The organism is Mucilaginibacter antarcticus, assembly GCF_042686155.1.
Taxonomy (GTDB): domain Bacteria; phylum Bacteroidota; class Bacteroidia; order Sphingobacteriales; family Sphingobacteriaceae; genus Mucilaginibacter; species Mucilaginibacter antarcticus.
Genome location: NZ_JBHUON010000004.1, coordinates 1 through 19524, shown reverse-complemented (window position 1 = coordinate 19524; position 19524 = coordinate 1). Strand labels below are relative to the sequence as shown.

The window sequence follows — 19524 nt, the reverse complement described above, 5'->3', positions numbered from 1 at the left end:
TTAAAATGATAACTTTGCGGCTCATTCCAAATCATGAGCGATCAGATTAAACATGAATGCGGTGTGGCATTTATCCGCCTTTTAAAGCCACTGTCTTTTTATCAACAAAAATACGGTACTGCACTGTATGGCTTAAACAAGCTTTATCTTTTAATGGAAAAACAACACAACCGTGGCCAGGATGGCGCCGGCGTTGCTACCATTAAGCTGGATATTGCTCCGGGTAAGCGTTACATCAGCAGACACCGATCAATGGCATCTAATGCTGTTGCTGATATTTTTGAGTATATCCAGAAAAAGTTTGCTGACATCCAAAAGGAATCGCCTGAAAAAATGGCTGATACCGAATGGCTCAAGGAGCATGTAAGTTTTACAGGCGAAGTATTATTAGGACATTTACGTTACGGCACGCACGGTAAAAACAGTATTGAAAGCTGTCACCCGTTTTTGCGTCAAAATAACTGGATGACCCGTAACCTGGTTATCGCCGGTAACTTTAACATGACCAATGTTGACGAGTTGCTGGAGCAGCTTTATGATTTGGGGCAACACCCTAAAGAGCAAGCTGATACAGTTACTGTGTTAGAAAAAATGGGCCACTTTATTGATACCGAAGTACAGGGCTTATTTGATCAATATAAACGCGAAGGCTTAGACGATAACGCGGAGATAAGTAAGCTTATAGCCAATGATATGGATGTGGCTAAGATACTGCGCAAATCTGCACGTAACTGGGATGGTGGTTACACCATTGCCGGCATGCTTGGCCACGGCGATGCCTTTATTATGCGCGACCCCGCCGGTATCCGCCCCGCTTTTTATTATTGTAACGACGAGATTGTAGTTGCTGCGTCTGAACGGCCGGCAATACAAACCGCATTTAATATCCCTATTGAAGATATTAAAGAGGTAAAGCCCGGTCATGCGCTTATTATTAAGAAAAACGGCAAGGTAACCGAGGATATGTTTAGCGAACCAGCTGAAAAGAAAGCATGTTCTTTTGAGCGTATTTATTTTTCAAGAGGTAGCGACGCATCTATTTACCGAGAACGTAAACAACTAGGCCGACTGTTATGCCCGCAAATTTTAGACGCGGTAAATAACGACGTAAAAAATACTGTATTTTCATACATCCCTAACACAGCCGAAGTTGCGTTTTATGGTATGGTTGAAGGTATACACAAGTACATTAAAAAATACCAGCGGGATAAGTTGCTTAACCGCGACGACAAGATCAGCGAAGAGGAATTAACCGAAGTGCTAGCAATGGCGCCACGGGTTGAGAAAATAGCGATCAAAGACGTTAAACTGCGTACTTTTATAACGCAGGATGCTGACCGTAGCGAAATGGTTGCCCACGTATACGACACCACTTATGGTTTGATTAAACGTGATACCGATACTTTGGTTGTATTAGATGATTCTATTGTACGGGGTACTACTTTAAAGCAAAGTATCCTGAAAATCCTTGATCGCTTAGGGCCTAAAAAAGTTGTGGTAGTTTCATCTGCTCCGCAAATACGTTACCCTGACTGCTACGGCATTGACATGTCGCGGATGGGCGAGTTTGTTGCTTTTGAAGCTGCTATCAGCTTATTAAAAGAGCAAGGTAAAGAAGATATTATTGCAGAAGTTTACAAAAAATGCAAGGCCAGCGCGGTGCTACCTAAAGAAGAGGTAGTTAATTATGTAAAGGCAATATATGCGCCATTTACAGATCAGGAAGTATCTGACCGTATTGCGCAGATCATAACACCAAAAGAAATTAAGTGCGAGGTGAAGGTTATTTATCAAACGCTAGATAATCTGCATAAAGCTTGCCCGGATCATACCGGCGACTGGTATTTCTCAGGCGATTTCCCTACGCCCGGCGGTAACAAGGTGGTTAACCGCGCCTTTGTTAACTGGATGGAAGGAAAAAACCAAAGAGCTTACATGTAATTTAAATTGGAAGGACAAAGCTTAAGGGCGAAAGATGAAATCTTTCGCCCTTTTTTGTTTTATGCTATAACTAGAATTGTTGTGGTAGCTTTCTTTTACTATGTAGTAGCAGGAGCTTCAAACACGTAGTGTGTAACTAACCTGTCTAAAAGGATGATCGAGGCAATAATAAGCGCGATGCCTGCCAATTGGTTTACGCGGTGTACCAGTTTTTCAGAGATCTTATCACGTAGTTTATCAGCGTAGAAAGCCTTAATAGTATCCAAGCCAAATTGCACGACAAGTATAGTTAAAAACATGATTGCTATTTTGGCTACCCGGTGATGTACGCCATTATGATATATGGTGCTGGCCGTGCCGATTACAGTTATCCAATGAAATAATATGGCCGGATTGAATATGCAAAGCAAAAATCCCTTCAGAAAATAGCCGGTCCGTTTAAGGCCGGTAGGTGCGTCGTTGGAGTAATTTAGCTTAGCCTTTTTTACAATATAGCGCACGCCTACAACAAACAAGATAATGCTGCCCACAACCCCAGCTATGGTTTTAGTTTGGGTTGATACTTCAAACAATTGTGAGCCAAAAAGTATTGCGCCTACAAAAACCACATCACTGCTAACAACACCTGCCGCCAGGTATACGCCCGCTTGAAAGCCACGCTCGATGCTGGTTTTTATCAAAGCAAAAAATACAGGGCCTGTTAAAAACGTAAGTACTATACCAATACCAATGCCCGAAATAATAGCTTCTATCATTAATCTTTAGCTGATGCTTTAGTTTAAAGTATGCGAAGATGCGATTTTTATCTCTTAATTAAACAAACTTAATGTTGTGTATTGATTAAATAACCTCCATGAAATTTAAAAAAATGGTTATGTTAGTGCTTTAAAAACCAATTACAATACAACCGATATAAAATGAAACAAAACAACACCAAAAGCTATGCTTCGGCGCTTTATACGCTGGTAACCGTATTCTTTTTCTGGGGATTTTTGGCGGCGTCAAACGGTATATTTATACCCTTTTGTAAGGCGCATTTTCACCTCACACAATTCGAATCACAGTTAATTGATTTTACTTTTTACGGTGGTTATTTTATTGGTTCTGTAATTTTATACTTTGCTTCGTTAGCTACTAAGGTTGATATATTGAATAAGCTGGGCTATAAAAATGGTATTGTATTAGGTTTAGTGATATCGGCAGCCGGTGCGTTGGCTATGATCCCGGCCGTGGCTACCGGCGCGTTTGCTTTTATTTTAGGTTCGTTATTTATCATAGCATTGGGTTTCTCTTTGCAACAAACAGCGGCTAACCCGTTTGTTATTGCTTTGGGCCCACCAGAGACCGGTGCCAATCGTTTAAACTTTGCGGGCGCTATCAATAATATTGGTGGTATTACCGGCCCCATTGCAGTAAGTTTAATTCTGTTCGGTTCTGCTACCTCTGCATCTGGCAGCGTGCCTGTTCAATTATCAACCATTAATAACTTATATTATATCCTGGCGGGATTGTTTATAGTGGTAGCAATATATTTATACATTGCCAAATTACCCGTTGTAACTAATGACGAAAAGATTGAAGCCAGCAACAAACCAACATTGCCTATTTTGATTATGTTCCTGGCGTTTTGCTTAATTATGGTGGCAGACCAGATAGCCGTATCAAGTGCGTATAAATATCTGGCGCAGCTTATACCTTTTGCCCATTTAAGCAAAGCAACAATTGTATATGCATCCCTGGCTATTATAGTGCTAACCTTAATAGGTTCGTTAACATCAGCAAAGAAAAATAAAGAGGGTTGGGGTGCAATGCAGTTTCCACAGTTGATATTAGGTATGATAGCTATTTTTACTTACGTAGGTACTGAGGTAACTATACAAAGTAACTTGGGTGCCTTACTTAAGCTGCCAGATTTTGGTGGTTTAAGCGAGTCGCAAATGTCACCATATATTTCTCTTTATTGGGGTAGCTTAATGATAGGCCGCTGGACTGGTGCTATCGGAGCGTTCAACCTATCTAACTCAACCAAAAACATTTTAACGTTTGTGGTTCCGTTTGTAGCGTTTGCTATTGTACTGGCTGTAAATCGTGCTACAGGTGTTGATGTAAGCAACTTGTACATTTATGCTATCAGCATATTTGTAATGATAGGCGCTTTTTACATAGGCCAGCAAAAACCGGTACGTACCCTGGTATCACTAGGTGTTTTGGGTATGATATTTATGTTGGTAGGTTTATTTACTACCGGTACCGTTGCCCTTTTCGCTTTCATCAGCGGCGGACTTTGCTGCTCAATTATGTGGCCATCAATCTTCTCATTGGCAATTACCGGTTTAGGTAAATATACAGGTCAGGGCTCAGCGTTCTTAATTATGATGATCCTGGGTGGCGCTATCATCCCGCCCGTACATGGTTTATTGGCAGATACTATTGGTATCCACCAGTCATATATTGTTCCGGTTATAGGCTTCGGTTATATCGTATTCTTCGCCTGGAAAGTTAGACAAGAGCTGGCAAAACAAGGCATCAATATCGATCATGTTCAGGTAGAAAAAAGCGGAGGCCACTAAATTTTAAAGATTAGTTATTGAAGGTTAAAGATGGGTCTGATTTTACCAATCTTTAATCTTCAATCTTTAATAACCATGAGCAAACCATCTTTCGATACTATTTTCATGAAACTGGCTACTGACCTGGCTTTGCGCTCGCATTGCGTTAAGGCTCATGTCGGGGCGGTTTTAACACAGGATACCCGTATTATATCTATAGGCTACAATGGCCCGCCGGCAGGCACGCATAACTGCGACGAAGAATGGCCCGAAGCCGGTTGTCCGCGCGATTCGAAAGGCAGTTGTTCGCTTGCCCTGCACGCGGAGGAAAACGCCATACTATATGCTGTTAAAAGTGGCGCACGTTTAGAGGGAGCTACTTTATACACCACATTATCACCTTGTATAGCTTGCGCCAGGCTAATATTTTCGGCCGGGATTAAACAGGTCTTTTATCATAAATCTTACGCTAAATACAAAGGGATACCCAGCGATGAAGGTGTTGACTTTTTAAATAAGTTTGGGGTGCCAACGGTGATGTTGGAAGAAAGTTTGGACTAAGATTTTAGGATTGTAGTATTGCCGAACTGGCCGTGGTAAATATTACTAAGTATCTTTACATCAGTATATTAGAACCAATCAATCTTTAAAATCAGATAATCAATGGCTTCACCAGATTCAAAGCAAAATCCAATTGCTGCTCGGGGCTCAAATCTGTATTGTCTAAAATAATAGCATCTTCGGCGCGTATCAAGGGGCTTTCTTTACGGGTAGTATCGGCGTAATCGCGGTGCGCAAGGCTTTCAAAAACTTCTTCGAGTGTAATACTAGGGTTGGTAGGGAGCAACTCTTTGTAGCGGCGCTCGGCCCGGATCTTTGGGTCGGCAGTCATAAACAGTTTTACCTGCGCATGTGGGAAAACCACGGTGCCAATGTCGCGTCCATCCATCACCACGTTTTTTGATTTGCCCATGCGTTGCTGCTGGCGTACCATTTCTACCCGCACATCATGCAGGGCGGCTACAGCGCTTACGCTGTCGGCTACGTGCATTTGGCGTATCTCTGCAGATACATCCTCATCGTTCAGCGTGATGTGTGTTTGATAATCGCGCGAGTGAAAATTAAGGTGAATGTTTTTTAATGCTTTAACAACTTCGTTATGGTTACTGATATCTACGTTGTTGCGTATAAAATATAAGGCAACCGATCGGTACATAGCCCCGCTATCAGCATAGATGAAATGAAGTTTCTTTGCAAGCGCCTTCGCCAGGGTACTTTTACCGCATGACGAATAGCCGTCAATAGCTACTACGATGTTGTTGTTCATTGTGTTGTAAAGGTACAAATTATTGTGAGTGCTTAATAAGCTGAGTGATTTTGATATTGTTAAATTTGTCATCCAATATCTAATACTATCATTGCAATGAATATTAATAAAGCCGACCTGCAAAAAGAACTCAGGTACAAAACATCGCGCAGCGGGGGCAAGGGTGGGCAAAATGTCAATAAGGTCTCTAGTAAGGTTGAGTTATTGTTTTCTGTTGATGAATCGACTTTGTTTACTGACGAGGAGAAAACGAGGATCAACCAGAAATTACAATCGCGCTTTAATAAAGACAGCTTAGTGCAGGTGATTTGTGATGAGGAGCGCAGCCAATATCTGAATAAAGAAAAAGCGGTAGAGCGTTTAATGAGTTTGCTGTTACAAGCGCTGCACGTGCCTAAAAAGCGCAAGGCTACCAAGCCAAGTAGAAGCTCGAAGGCGGAACGTTTGGACAGCAAAAAGCTCCAGTCAGTAAAAAAAGAAGGTCGCCGAAAAAACTACGAGGATTAATTGAAACGGTACAACGCCGTTACAGATCCCCATTGGTGTCGCCTGTATGCCAATTGATCAATATCCTTACTGCGGAAAGTCGCGGCTGCATCAAACACCCAACGGTTAGTGGTATAGGTTAAGCCGACCATGCTGCTCGCTATAATGCGTTCGGGCGTTTTTCTGATCTCTACGCCAGTTGGGTCAGTGCCTTGAAACAAACCACCCTGTATGGTAGCATCATAGGCTACCACATTTAGCATAGGCTTTAAGTATACAAAAAATTCGTGCTTGTTGGCCGGGGTAAAGTTTTTATCAGCAATGGTGGTGCTTTGTGTGCTGGCGCTGTTAAATAGCTGGTTTACTTTACCAGCACGAAGCAATGCGCCAATACCAACGCCTGCAAAGCCGGTGCCTAAATTAGCATAAGTGGCCAAAGTAGCGTCGGCTTTGGTATTTTCGATAAAGAAATCGCCGCGGCCTAACAGCTTATTATAGTCTGCCGATAAGTTAAGTTGGAGATTGTTCCTGATCTGATACTCCCATCCTGATGGTGTGTAAAAGCCAAAGTTTTTGTGTACCCAGGTCTGTGCTTCTTTAGCACCCGATGCAGGGCCAATAATACCCACCTGAACGCCTACTTTTAAGTTACTCTCGTCTGTGTGTAGAAAGTTAAGGTTAGCGCCGGCATATAAATATCCGGCAAAAGGCCGGTCGACCTGTAAAACAGATACAATATTGCCCCCGTATGGATTAAAGATTTTCTGACCGACTTCAAAACCCAATACCTTGTTTTTTAATGTGGCGCTAGTTTTAACATCCAAAGCATGGCGGTAAAAAAGAAACAACCCATCGGTGTAATATCTATCAGAACCTCCTCCAAGATAAGAGTCGTTGTCAGACTGTGCTCCAAACTCACTGCTGTGGTTTTGCGCCAGCGCTGAGATTGCTACAACAGAAAATAGTAGTAGAGGTAAAAGTAATTTTCTCATAGGTTAGGTGATTTACTAAGCTCCTTTACATGAAAGGGAGAAAACTATACCTTGCAGATGGCTGCCTTAGATATATAGATTTCTCCCTTGTAATAAAATAACAATAGTTAAGTATATCTTTTAGTTTAAAACTGGTTTAACATCTTCTTTCACTGTCAGGTCAAGCGCATCACTAACCTTTTCATCTAACAGGGCCAGGTTTATAACCTCGCGCATTTCTGTTACGTAATGAAATTGCAGGTCCTTAATATAGCCTTCTTTTATCTCTAAGATATCTTTTTGGTTTGATTTACAAAGAATAATCTCTTTAATATTAGCCCGCTTAGCAGCCAGGATTTTTTCTTTAATACCACCGACAGGTAACACCCGGCCTCGCAGGGTTATCTCGCCGGTCATAGCCAAATGTGGTTTTATTTTGCGTTGTGTAAATGCAGATGTTAAGGCCGTTAGCATGGTGACACCGGCTGATGGGCCATCCTTAGGTGTGGCGCCGGCAGGCACGTGCACATGGATATCCCACTGCTCAAACAATTTTTGATTAATGTTAAAATAGCTTGCGTGCGCACGCAGGTAAGCTAACGCAATGGTAGCCGACTCTTTCATAACATCGCCTAAACTGCCGGTTAAGGTAACCCTGCCTTTACCCGGGCTTAAGCTTGCTTCAATAAACAGAATATCGCCGCCTACGGATGTCCAGGCGAGGCCTGTTACTACCCCGGCAACGTCATTGTTTTCATAAAGGTCTTTATCGAAAATTGGCGCGCCTAATATGGTTTCAACATCTTTTTTACTTACTAAGGTGTTGTAAGGCTCTTCCATAGCTATGTTTTTAGCTGTGCCACGCACTACAGAACCTATTTTTTTCTCTAAACCACGCACGCCCGACTCACGGGTATAATCCTCAATTATTTTCTCAATTACCTCTGGCTTAAGCGTAATGTCTTTAGTTTTTAAACCGTGGGCCTCGCGCTGTTTTGGCACCAGGTGCTGTTTAGCTATTTCAATCTTTTCCTCAATAGTATATCCATTAACCTCAATGATCTCCATACGGTCAAGCAGGGCAGGCTGGATGTTGCTTAACGAGTTTGCTGTCGCGATAAACATAACGTTCGACAGATCAAAATCCATCTCCACATAATGATCATAAAAACTGCTGTTCTGTTCAGGGTCAAGAACTTCAAGTAAAGCTGATGACGGATCGCCCCTAAAATCGTTGCCCACTTTATCAATCTCGTCCAAAATAAATACAGGGTTGGCCGCGCCGGCTTTTTTAACCGACTGGATAATACGGCCCGGCATAGCGCCAATGTACGTTTTACGGTGACCGCGAATCTCGGCCTCGTCGCGTATGCCGCCTAAGGCCATACGTACATATTTACGCCCCAAAGCTTTTGCTATTGATTTACCCAACGACGTTTTTCCAACTCCGGGAGGGCCAACCAGGCAAAGTATCGGCGCTTTCATGTTATGTTTAAGCTTTAATACAGCCAGATACTCAATAATTCGGTTTTTAACCTTATCAAGTCCAAAATGATCTTTATCCAGCACTTTTTGAGCGCGCTTAAGGTCAAAGTTGTCTTTTGTAAACTCGTTCCATGGCAGGTCAAGCATTAACTCAAGATAGTTCATTTGCACCGAGTAGTCGGCAGCGGCAGGGTTAGTGCGGGCAAGCTTTTCTATCTCTTTATCAAAATGCTTTTTTACCTCAATGGTCCATTTCTTTTTGATAGCACGGTGGCGCAGGTTCTCGAGCTCAAGATCGGGTGTACTGCCTCCAAGTTCTTCCTGTATGGTTTTTATCTGCTGATTAAGGAAATAATCACGTTGTTGCTTATCCAGATCAATACGTACGCGTGTTTGGATCTGATTTTTAAGTTCAAGTAACTGCAACTCGGTGGTTAAGTGTTGCAATACCTCGTTCGCCATATTGCGGCGGTTGGTTATCTCCAGCAATTTTTGCTTAGCCGACATATCGGCATTCATGTTTGATGAAATAAAATTCATCAAAAACGATGTGCTTTCAATATTACGGATAGCAATACCAGCCTCGCTGGGGATGTTTGGCGATAACTGTATAATATTCATTGCCATATCCTTAATAGAGGATATCATGGCTTTAAATTCTTTATCTTCTTTAGTGCTTTTAGGCTCTTGAAACGGCTCAATGCTGGCTTTTATATAAGGCTCGCTTTGTACCTCTTCTTTTAAATAAAAGCGTTTCTTGCCTTGCAGAATTACAGTGGTATTACCGTCGGGCATTTGCAGCATTTTTATAATGAGCGCTACGGTACCAACTTTATTTAACTGGCCAAAAGCAGGATCTTCTACAGCGACATCTTTTTGCGAAACCACGCCTATCATGCGGCTGCCTTTATTGGCATCGCGAATCAGTTTTATGGATTTATCTCTACCAACGGTGATAGGAATAACAACACCCGGAAATAACACGGTATTGCGTAATGGTAATATAGGTAAAATCTCTGGCACCAGCTCATTGTTCATCTCCTCTTCATCCTCTGACGACATCAGTGGAAAAAATTCAGAATCTTCGTTAATCACGGGCATAACATTTCTAAAATCGAACGGGTCAAAACTCATTAATACCTTTTTTAAATAAAAATAAACGCCATGTTGTCAGCCCATAGTATAAAACCATAGCTTAAACATGCCCCAAATAGCGGCTACTACTTAGTTGTTTTAATATTTCAAGACTTATGCCAACATGGGCCGATGCCACTATATCAATCGACGGAGTTAGTTATACAACTGATTTATTGGCGATTACAAATTTACAGGCTTTTTTGTTAAATGTGGTTAAAAATATTGCTAAAGATGAAAAAAAGTCATACCCTTGCCATGGTACCGTTTGGTAGTATTTTTTTGACAAATGTACTGGCCGGCATAATAAATTACACTTAACAGAGTTATTTAGATACTTATTTGTTAACGTATTAAACTTTAAATGAGGTTATCGGTCTTAGTCTCTTTCCTGGTTCTATCATCTGTTGAGCATGCGGTGTCGCAAAATGCCTATATCAAATTGGGGCAGCAAGCTTATATCGATGGTAATTTTAAGGCTGCCATAAAGCAGTTAGAGAAAGGGCGTTTGATAGACTCTACCAACGCCAATGCGCTTTGGATGCTTGGATACTCGTATTATCACAGCGATAACTATCAAAAATCTATAGCCGCATTTACTAAGGAGCTAGCACTTGAGCCTGCCGATGCACATGCTTACTATTACCGTGCCCGGGCACAGTATCGTTTAGGCATTGAAAGCCAAATACCAGCCGAAAAGGAGAAATTTTTATTAGGCGCTATCATCGACCTAACCAAAGCTATCAGCATTAACCCATCAAACGCTAAGCTTGCTGTATTTTACCAAAATAGGGGCATTGCTTACAGAGAATACGGCCTTTTCAGGTTGCAAAGTAATCAGAGGTTTTTCGATAGGGCACGCGGTCTCAACGCTTTGAAAGCCTCGGTTAACGATTTGCAAAAAATCTATGATGTTGACAGGTCAAGAGATGATATTGCTGCGTTAATTGAATTGTCAAAGCAAAAATTATCCATTGCTGCCGCAACGGCAACTATTCCCCGCTAATTTAACTTCCCTTTTATCAAATAGCTGTTTTCGTTAAGCAGACGCACTTTTTGAACTTTTTCTATCATATATAAAGAGTCAGGAAAATAGCTTAATTTTTCCCTGGTGTGGTATAATTTATTGTTGCCGGTATTATAAATCATTATCCACTTTATTTTGCCCTCATTTTTAGTAATGATTACCAGCTGCGTTTTAAGGTCAGAGGTTTTTGCTTTGTAAATAATGCTCGTCGCGCTACTGTCTGTATTATAACTATCTCGCCAGGCTGGTTTATTGATGTCTGATTGAATGAAAAGCCCTAATTCTGCATTCCAATTAGTGATGTTTAGCTTTTTAACTTCTGTAAAGCCGTTATGAGTAACGGTTTTGGTGATCAGTGGATTACGCTTTTTTAAACGCGCGGCCTCGGCCTCAAAATATCCTTTAATATCGAAATGTTTGGGAGTGGCACCGTTTTGCAGATTGTCTGGTTTGCAAGAGGGAAGGAGGGAAACAAACACGCCCACAAAAAATAACAAAGTTAACCCTCTTTCGCCATAATGGAAAAGAGGGTTAACCGTCTTGTTGAATACCTGTTTATACCAGTACATTGCCGCTCATTGCCTGCGGAATTTCTACTCCCAGAATGTGCAATATTGTTGGGGCAACATCACCAAGTTTACCGTCTTTAACATGGGTTACATCCTTATCAATAACAATGCAGGGTACCAGGTTGGTCGTATGCGCTGTATTTGGTGAGCCGTCGTCGTTGACCATAAAATCAGCATTGCCGTGGTCTGCCAGGATAATGAACGAATAACCGTTTGCCAAGCCTGTTTCAACAACCGCCCGGGTGCATTGGTCAACCGTCTCGGCAGCCTTAATTACGGCTTCAAATACGCCGGTGTGGCCTACCATGTCCGTATTAGCAAAGTTAAGTACCACAACATCCGGCCACCCGCTTTTAAGTTCAGGAATGATCGCGTCGCGAATACCGGCTGCACTCATTTCGGGTTGCAGGTCATACGTAGCCACCTTCGGCGATGGTACCATCAGGCGCCGCTCGTTAATAAATTCCTTTTCTCTGCCGCCCGAGAAGAAAAACGTTACGTGCGGATATTTTTCAGTTTCGGCAATCCGGATTTGGTTTTTCCCGGCATCCTGTAATATTTCGCCGAGCGTTTTGGTCAGGTCATCTTTAGTGAAAACAACTTTAACGTTGTTAAAGGTTTCATCATAAGTGGTCATGGTTACATAGTACAGATTCAGCGGGTGCAGGTTGTACTCCGGGAATGCTTTTTGCGTAAGCGCCAGGCTAATCTCGCGGCCACGGTCTGTACGGAAGTTAAAGCACAACACTACATCTCCCTCTTTAATAATAGCTACAGGGCGGCCATCAATTGTATTAACTATCGGCTCAACAAACTCGTCGGTAATCTCCTTAAGATAAGATTGTTTGATTGATTGCAACACGTCTGTTGTAGCTTCGCCAACGCCATGTACCATCACATCGTAAGCTTTTTTAACACGTTCCCAGCGATTGTCGCGGTCCATGGCGAAGTAACGGCCAATAACGGATGCCACTTTAACCGGTCCGCCGGCGATATGCTCTTCCAGCTCCGTTATGAAACCAAGGCCTGATTTTGGATCAGTATCACGTCCATCTAAAAAAGCGTGAACGAATACATTGCTTAAGCCCGAGTTAACGGCGGCATCGCATAAACCTTTTAAATGTTTTATATGGGAGTGTACACCACCGTCAGACACAAGGCCTATAAAGTGTACGTCTTTACCGTTTTGCTTAGCATACTCAAAAGCGGTTTTTATGGTTGGGTTGCTTATCAGCTCATTATCATCAACAGCTTTGTTAATGCGGCCAAGCTCCTGGTATACCACACGACCGGCACCCAGGTTCATGTGGCCAACTTCCGAGTTGCCCATTTGGCCGTTAGGCAAACCAACTGCCATGCCTGATGCTTCAAGCTTTGAGTTTGGGTAATTAGCTATCAGTGAATCAAAAAATGGCGTATTTGCGGCCAGTATTGCATTTGAATTGTCGTTACGGCCGTAACCCCAGCCGTCTAATATTAATAGTGCTACTTTCTTGTTATTTTCCACAACGCAAATATAACCGGGTTGGGGGATAGATTATAATTAATTTGTTAGTAGCGATGTTATCTTAAAAACAATTCTTCTACATAAGGTCCAACAAGGTTAACAATTAAAATTACCGCCCGTTGTAGCGCATAACCGCTTGCTTGCGTTTTATCAGTAAAATAATTAGTATACACATTATCAATTACTATGAAACATTTAAAACTATTAGCTGCAGCCGGATTACTCGTGTTAGGCGCTGTGGGGTGTAAAAAAGAAGTTCAGAATGATCCGTTACCTGCCATTGCTGCTTTGGCAGTTTATAACGCTGTGCCAGACGCGCCACCTTTAAGTATTTATTTAAACACCAGCAAAATCCAGGCGGATTCGCTTTTATACAAAGGTGAGGTCCCTTATGTAACTGCTGCTGCCGGTAACCGCCAGCTCATTGCTTACAAGGGCGGTACCAAAGCTATTGATAAGCCAATTACAATTACCGAGGGCAAATTTTATTCGGCATTTTTAACAGGTAATTACAGCACTGCCGACGTTGCTTTACTACAGGATAGCTTAACTTCGCCTGCAGCGGGTAAAGTAAATATCAGGTTTGTAAACATGAGCATCGGTGCGCCATCGCTTGATCTGGCTTTGAATACAGGTACCAACGTTATTACCGGTCGTGCTTATAAAGCTAACAGCAAATACTTATCTATCGACGGTGACAAACAATACTCTTTTGTTATTAGAGAAACCGGCTCAACAGTTAATAAAATAGCTTTACCATCGGTAGGTTTGATGGCTGGCCATAGTTATACTATCTGGACCCGTGGTATTTATACGGCTACAGACGGTGCAGCTGTGGGTGCAGAGATTAGTTTAAACTATTAAAGCATCAACACCTGCAATTTAAGCCATCACAATCATATAATTATTAGATGATTAACAGCGGTTTACTTCGGAGAGGTAAAAGCGGTTATGCAGCCGCAATATAATAGGACATACTTATAGCCATTGCCCAACACCAGGGCAATGGTTAATAATTTATTAAAGGTGCTAAAAAAAGAGCCGTCGTTAAATCAACTTATTGAGGGATGCGCAAAAAGGGACTACAAGTGCGAAGAGCGTTTGTACAAAACCTTTTATGGTTACCTGTGCGGCGTTGCTTTTAGGTATGTTAAAGACCGCAATACCATTAACGACATAGTAAATGATGCCTTTGTAAAAATTTTTAAAAAGATAGGCGATTTTGAATTTGACGGCCCCGCTGATGAGCTGCCAAAGGTATTTAAAGGCTGGATAGGCCGCGTAACCGCTAACGCCGCCATTGATAACATAAGAGCAAAACGCGTGATGCTGTATGTAGACGATATAGGCGATGAAATAGCCATGAACATTGCGGTTGAAACCCCGGATAACCTATCATACAATGAAATTTTGAAGCTGTTGGATGAGTTGCCGCCTTTGCAGCAAACCATTTTTAATATGCACCAGATAGAAGGTTTTTCGCATGAAGAGATAGCGCAAAAGTTTGAGATACCCGCAAGCACAAGCAGGGTATATTTAACCAGAGCAAGGGTAAAGCTGATTGAGCTTTACCAAAAAAGCATGATGACGTATTATGAGAAATGAGAAGGATTTTTTTAAGGGGATAGAGGATACGCTACACGCCTATGAGGACGCGTATGTACCTGGTGCCTGGGAAGCTTTTCAGAAGAAACGCGACCGTAAGCCCCTGGGTATACTATTTCTTAAAATTGGCAGCGCCGCGGCTGTATTGCTGCTGGTGTCATATGCTGCCTTTATGTTTTGGGCCAAAACGCCAGCACCTGTTGAGCTTGCCGGAAATAAAAAACCTGTGCAACAACCGGTAACCAAATCTTCACCCTTATCTGTGCCACAAAATGGGCAACCATCCGTAATTAATACTGTAACGCCATCGACACAACATGTGCAAATTGCTGCTGCCAATAAAATAATTACAAAACAATCATCTCATACCGGCATCCAATTAATTGACCCCACAAATGCCATCATCGCGACAGCGAAACCAGTACCTTCGGTTAATACCCGCGCTAAGTTTGATTATACGGGTGTAGTTAAACCCGATAGCGCATTGATAGCTAATAACGCCTTCCCGCCGGTAAAACGGGATGCTATAAATGGTGTAATTCAAAACCCGCTAATTCAAAAAGATCCTACGGGTATATCTGTAAATGGGTCTGTGCCGGACAAAGCGGTTGCCGGCAATCCCATCAGCAAACCAGCAATTTTAAATAATTCTGTTTATGATAATTTGGTTAAAAGCAGGGCAAATAATGCAGTAGCAGCTGTTGAGAAAAGTGATAAGGATAGAACCTTAAGTTATTCGGTAGTTGTGCAGCCCGGCATTGGCAATCAAAAGATAAATATGGGTACCGGTGTGCAGGTAGCCTACAAGTTAAACGATAAGTTTTCAATCACCAGTGGGGTTAGTTATTCATCGTTGAGCGCTACAGGCCCGGGCACTGCAGCATCTACAAGGCTCGGCAATGTGCAAAACGTAAATCTGGCTGTGTCCGGGGTAGAAATACCTTTAGGTGTTCAGTACAAAACTGGTAAAGGCTATTATGTATCGGCAGGTGTAATGGGTATGTCGGTAACAAGCAATAGTATGCAGTACAGCTACATCTCTCAAGGCACTGTGGCCACCACTATGATAGATAAACAGGGATCGGCATACAGCAACCTAAGCGTTGCTGCAGAACAAAAAACCGAAGATGTTAAAGAAAAATTTGCCAACTACCTGGGTTTCTACATTATATCGGCAGGTAAAAAACAACCTATAGGTAAAAAGAATAATATCATTTTTGGGCCTTTTTTGCGTGTGCCATTCGGCGCCGTATCATCAGAAAAAATACGATTGCTGCAAGGGGGCGTAACTGTCGGGTTTGGTTTTTAGCGCCTGCTTGTTACCTGGCTACCGCGGGCAGTAATTAAATCTCCTCTTTACTGATGTAAGGTTTATACGTTCACAATAGATTTCCTTATCGCCAAACTATCACATCTAAAAAATGTTATTACTTTTGGAGCTTCAAAACTGATAACTGATTTGGACAAAGAACTACTACGCGCTTTTATAGATAATTCCCTTGCGGAAGATGTTGGCGATGGCGACCATACATCATTAGCAACTATACCTACAGGTACTACCGGCAAAGCAAAACTTTTAGTGAAAGATCGTGGCATCATTGCGGGTGTCGAGCTTGCTCAATACATTTTTGAGCGGGTTAATCCTAACCTTAAGGTCGAGGTGTTTATACAGGATGGTACCGAAGTTAAGCCTAAAGACATTGTTTTTGAGGTTGAGGGCGACGCCATAAGTATATTAACAGCCGAACGTTTGGTGTTAAACTGTATGCAGCGCATGTCTGGCATTGCTACTAATACAGACCATGTGGTTGATTTATTGAAAGGCACTAATACCCAGGTATTGGATACCCGCAAAACCACCCCGGGTATGCGATATCTTGAAAAATGGGCGGTGCGCATAGGCGGCGGCGTTAACCATCGTTTTGGTTTATATGATATGATACTGATCAAAGACAACCATGTCGATTACTCGGGCGGTATAGCTAACGCTATTCAAAACGCGCATCAGTACCTGGAAACTACGGGCAAAAAGTTAGCAGTAGAGATAGAAGTACGCAACTTTGACGAATTAGAGGAAGTTATTCGTACCGGCGGTGTAGATCGTATTTTGTTAGACAACTTTAATTTTGCCGATTTAAAACAAGCGGTAAACATGATTGAAGGCAGATACATCACCGAAGCATCCGGCGGCATTAACGTTGATAATGTGAGAGATTACGCCAATTGCGGTGTTGATTATGTGTCAATAGGCGCCTTAACCCACTCTGTTACTTGTTTAGATTTGAGCTTAAAAGCTGTAAAGTAAGGCGATTTTACTAAGTAAAAATTATATACACTAATAGTGTTTAAATAGTATTAAACTTGTTAGTACAACATTCAATCTTTAATATTGCGTTGATATGATCACCCCTTATTCAATTGCAGCGCTTATTGTGGCTTACTTATGCGGTTCAATACCTACCGCGGTGTGGATAGGTCAGGCGTTTTACGGGGTTGATGTGCGCGAGTATGGCAGCGGTAATGCCGGCGCCACAAACACCTTTAGGGTGCTTGGCAAAAAGGCCGGTATCCCGGTAATGCTGCTGGATATTCTTAAAGGATGGACAGCCACAAATCTTGCTTTTTTTATTGGCGTTACCACTACCGGGGGTGTAAACTCTATCCCTTACACTAATTATATGTTAGCCTTAGGCATTGCCGCGGTAATGGGTCACCTGTTTCCTGTTTTTGCGGGCTTTAGGGGCGGTAAGGGCATTGCCACGCTATTTGGTATGGTGCTGGCTATACACCTGCACGCAGCACTGCTTTGTGTATGTATGTTTATAGCTATGTTGTTGATATTTAAATATGTATCGCTAGGGTCTATATGTGCCGGTTTTACTTATTTAATAGGTGTTGCATTTGTTTTCCCCAGCAACCGCTCGGTTGTTATATATGGCATGTGCATGTTTTTGCTGATATTGGTTACCCACCAAAAAAATATTGAGCGTTTATTAAAGGGCACCGAATCTAAGGTTAACCTCTTTAAGAAAAAAACTGCTTAAACAGCTTGTAAACATTTTTGCAATTAACGGGTTATGTCATTATAACAAGTTTTTTGTACCCCTTTATAACAAATATTTTATGAAACTCACAAAACCATTAATCGCAGTATCGGCTATAGCTTTAGTCATATATTCGTGCGCAACAGTGCCCTTAACCGGCCGCAGGCAGCTAAGCCTTGTAGGCGATGCAGAGATCAATCAATCAGCAGCCGCCAGTTACTCTCAGTTACTGTCTGATCCCAAAACAAAAGTTGTAGCCAGCGGTACCGAGTCGCAACGTGTTAAACGTATAGGTAATCAGTTAGCCGTAGTTATTGAAAGGTATCTGCAGCAAAACGGCTATGCCGATCAATACCAGTTTAAGTGGGAGTTTAATTTAATACAAAGCGCCGAGGTTAATGCCTGGTGTATGCCGGGTGGTAAAGTGGCCATATATTCGGGCATATTACCGGTTACAGCAACAGATGCAGGTTTGGCAACCGTAATGGGCCACGAGATTGCACACGCTATTGCGCGTCACTCAGCCGAGCGTATGTCTCAGCAGTTAGCTGCACAGGCAGGTGGTGCCGCGGTAGGCGCAGCAACCAGTGGTAAATCTGCTGCTACACAAGCTATCTTTAATCAATTATATGGTGTTGGAGGCCAGTTGGCGATGTTGAAATATTCCCGCGATCAGGAGTCGGAAGCCGACCGTTTGGGCTTAACATTTATGGCAATGGCCGGTTTTAACCCTAACGAAGCTATTACTTTTTGGCAACGTATGGCCGCGCAAAGCAAAGGAGGCGCTCAGCCAGAGTTTTTGAGCACTCACCCCGCCGATGCTACCCGTATAGCTAACATACAAAAGGCAATACCTGAGGCTATGAAGTATTACAAAAAGTAATACGTGACTAAAGGCATATTTTTAAAAGCCGAATGGAACAACCTGGTAATGTTAAATTACGAGGTTGATCCATTCATTTTAAAGCCATACTTACCCGCCGGCACCGAGCTTGACCTTTATGAAGGTAAAGCATTGGTAAGCATGGTGGGTTTTTTGTTTAATAACACCCGGGTTTTAGGCATAAAATGGCCCTTTCATGTCGATTTTGAAGAGGTAAACCTTCGTTTTTACGTCCGATATTTTGACGGTATGGCGCATAAGCGTGGCGCGGTTTTTATCAGCGAAATAGTACCTAAGCATGTTATTGCGGTGATAGCGAATGCGCTTTATAAAGAGCATTATCGCAGGTTGCCCATGCGACACAGTGTTAAACACTTGGGCGATAACCGAACCAGTTTTTTATACGAGTGGAAACTTAATAACCGGTGGAACAAGCTAGGCGCTACGGTAAGCAATAAGCTTACGCCTATACAACCGGGTAGCGCCGAGGAATTTATTTTAGAACATTACTGGGGTTACAATTCATGGAGCGATACCACTACGATGGAATACCAGGTAGAACATATTAGCTGGCAGATAAGTAAAGTAAGCGATTATGTTTTTGAGGCCGATATAGCTAGCCTCTACGGCGATGCGTTTACACCATACTTAACGGGTAAGCCGGTCTCCGTTTTTTTTGCAAGGGGATCTGAAATAGGAGTACGCATGGGCGATAAATTATCGTTCAAGCAGGATGTAGGAAAGCAGGTAATCCGTGAGAGATAATTAAGGTATTATCGTATATAATTGAAAATCAGATATTTAGCAAATTGTTATTTTTATTCGTGTTTATTATGTTAAGGTCCTGATAAACAGGGTGGTGGTTATTTTTCTGTCTTTATATATCCTAAATTGGCGTCTGACCCGTCCTGAAAAAGGTTGACAGTTATTTTTATAAAGTTATTAATTATTGTTTGTTTGTCGTGTCAGGATGTTGGGAACGCGTAGCGTTGTCCA

General features: G+C 42.2%; 18 protein-coding genes. 12 read left to right on the top strand and 6 right to left on the bottom strand.

Going from position 1 to position 19524, the window contains the following annotated elements; genetic code table 11:
• The first annotated feature begins 33 nt into the window (after positions 1-33).
• Entirely contained in the window at positions 34-1941 is a 1908-nt protein-coding gene (locus tag ACFSYC_RS04915; protein WP_377124135.1) for an amidophosphoribosyltransferase, read from the top strand.
• A 98-nt stretch (positions 1942-2039) separates the two neighbouring features.
• Here ACFSYC_RS04915 and ACFSYC_RS04910 read toward each other — a convergent pair whose 3' ends face one another.
• On the bottom strand, positions 2040-2696 hold the full coding sequence (locus tag ACFSYC_RS04910; protein ID WP_377124133.1) for a LysE family translocator: 657 nt from the start codon (positions 2694-2696) through the stop codon (positions 2040-2042).
• Positions 2697-2858: 162 nt separating this feature from the next.
• Here ACFSYC_RS04910 and ACFSYC_RS04905 point away from each other — a divergent pair, with 162 nt between their 5' ends.
• Together ACFSYC_RS04905 and ACFSYC_RS04900 are read left to right on the top strand one after the other, a co-directional pair.
• Positions 2859-4511 carry an MFS transporter gene (locus ACFSYC_RS04905; protein ID WP_377124131.1) on the top strand — a complete coding sequence of 551 codons (1653 nt, stop codon included), beginning with the start codon at positions 2859-2861 and terminating at the stop codon, positions 4509-4511.
• Positions 4512-4586: 75 nt separating this feature from the next.
• Positions 4587-5051 carry a deoxycytidylate deaminase gene (locus tag ACFSYC_RS04900; protein ID WP_377124129.1) on the top strand — a complete coding sequence of 155 codons (465 nt, stop codon included), beginning with the start codon at positions 4587-4589 and terminating at the stop codon, positions 5049-5051.
• A gap of 91 nt (positions 5052-5142) precedes the next feature.
• Here the strand turns inward: ACFSYC_RS04900 and cmk are convergent, their stop codons facing one another.
• Complete coding sequence (cmk, locus tag ACFSYC_RS04895; RefSeq protein WP_377124127.1) at positions 5143-5817, bottom strand: (d)CMP kinase; 675 nt, start codon at positions 5815-5817, stop codon at positions 5143-5145.
• 96 nt (positions 5818-5913) lie between these two features.
• On the opposite strand from cmk, the gene arfB reads away from it, so the two are divergent.
• A complete protein-coding gene (arfB, locus tag ACFSYC_RS04890; protein WP_377124125.1) occupies positions 5914-6324 on the top strand; it encodes an alternative ribosome rescue aminoacyl-tRNA hydrolase ArfB in 411 nt (136 codons plus the stop codon).
• On the opposite strand, the gene ACFSYC_RS04885 is transcribed toward arfB, so the two are convergent.
• A complete protein-coding gene (locus ACFSYC_RS04885) occupies positions 6321-7295 on the bottom strand; it encodes a lipid A deacylase LpxR family protein (protein ID WP_377124123.1) in 975 nt (324 codons plus the stop codon). The genes arfB and ACFSYC_RS04885 overlap by 4 nt on opposite strands.
• 120 nt (positions 7296-7415) lie before the next feature.
• Positions 7416-9893, bottom strand: coding sequence for an endopeptidase La (gene lon / locus ACFSYC_RS04880; protein ID WP_377124121.1), 2478 nt, complete (start codon positions 9891-9893; stop codon positions 7416-7418).
• Between the two features lie 364 nt (positions 9894-10257).
• On the opposite strand from lon, the gene ACFSYC_RS04875 reads away from it, so the two are divergent.
• Complete coding sequence (locus ACFSYC_RS04875; protein WP_377124119.1) at positions 10258-10899, top strand: tetratricopeptide repeat protein; 642 nt, start codon at positions 10258-10260, stop codon at positions 10897-10899.
• Here ACFSYC_RS04875 and ACFSYC_RS04870 read toward each other — a convergent pair.
• Positions 10896-11489 carry a hypothetical protein gene (locus ACFSYC_RS04870; protein WP_377124117.1) on the bottom strand — a complete coding sequence of 198 codons (594 nt, stop codon included), beginning with the start codon at positions 11487-11489 and terminating at the stop codon, positions 10896-10898. The two genes, ACFSYC_RS04875 and ACFSYC_RS04870, sit on opposite strands and share 4 nt — an antisense overlap.
• Positions 11476-12996 carry a 2,3-bisphosphoglycerate-independent phosphoglycerate mutase gene (gpmI, locus tag ACFSYC_RS04865; protein ID WP_377124115.1) on the bottom strand — a complete coding sequence of 507 codons (1521 nt, stop codon included), beginning with the start codon at positions 12994-12996 and terminating at the stop codon, positions 11476-11478. Before gpmI ends, ACFSYC_RS04870 begins: the two co-directional genes overlap by 14 nt.
• Before the next feature lie 186 nt (positions 12997-13182).
• Here gpmI and ACFSYC_RS04860 point away from each other — a divergent pair, with 186 nt between their 5' ends.
• The 7 genes from ACFSYC_RS04860 to ACFSYC_RS04830 all read left to right on the top strand — a co-directional run bounded on the left by ACFSYC_RS04860 (position 13183) and on the right by ACFSYC_RS04830 (position 19293).
• A complete protein-coding gene (locus tag ACFSYC_RS04860) occupies positions 13183-13860 on the top strand; it encodes a DUF4397 domain-containing protein (RefSeq protein WP_377124113.1) in 678 nt (225 codons plus the stop codon).
• 141 nt (positions 13861-14001) lie between these two features.
• Positions 14002-14601 carry an RNA polymerase sigma factor gene (locus tag ACFSYC_RS04855; protein WP_377124111.1) on the top strand — a complete coding sequence of 200 codons (600 nt, stop codon included), beginning with the start codon at positions 14002-14004 and terminating at the stop codon, positions 14599-14601.
• The gene (locus tag ACFSYC_RS04850) at positions 14591-15910 is read left to right on the top strand and encodes a hypothetical protein (protein ID WP_377124109.1); all 1320 of its coding nucleotides are present in this window, start codon (positions 14591-14593) and stop codon (positions 15908-15910) included. The genes ACFSYC_RS04855 and ACFSYC_RS04850 overlap by 11 nt, the downstream gene beginning before the upstream one ends.
• Positions 15911-16060: 150 nt before the next feature.
• Entirely contained in the window at positions 16061-16906 is an 846-nt protein-coding gene (gene nadC / locus ACFSYC_RS04845; protein WP_377124107.1) for a carboxylating nicotinate-nucleotide diphosphorylase, read from the top strand.
• 94 nt (positions 16907-17000) lie between these two features.
• Positions 17001-17645, top strand: a complete 645-nt coding sequence (gene plsY / locus ACFSYC_RS04840; RefSeq protein ID WP_377124105.1) for a glycerol-3-phosphate 1-O-acyltransferase PlsY — start codon at positions 17001-17003, stop codon at positions 17643-17645.
• Positions 17646-17724: 79 nt separating this feature from the next.
• Positions 17725-18528, top strand: coding sequence for a M48 family metallopeptidase (locus tag ACFSYC_RS04835; protein ID WP_377124103.1), 804 nt, complete (start codon positions 17725-17727; stop codon positions 18526-18528).
• 3 nt (positions 18529-18531) lie between these two features.
• On the top strand, positions 18532-19293 hold the full coding sequence (locus tag ACFSYC_RS04830) for a YqjF family protein (RefSeq protein WP_377124101.1): 762 nt from the start codon (positions 18532-18534) through the stop codon (positions 19291-19293).
• The last annotated feature ends 231 nt before the right edge of the window (positions 19294-19524 follow it).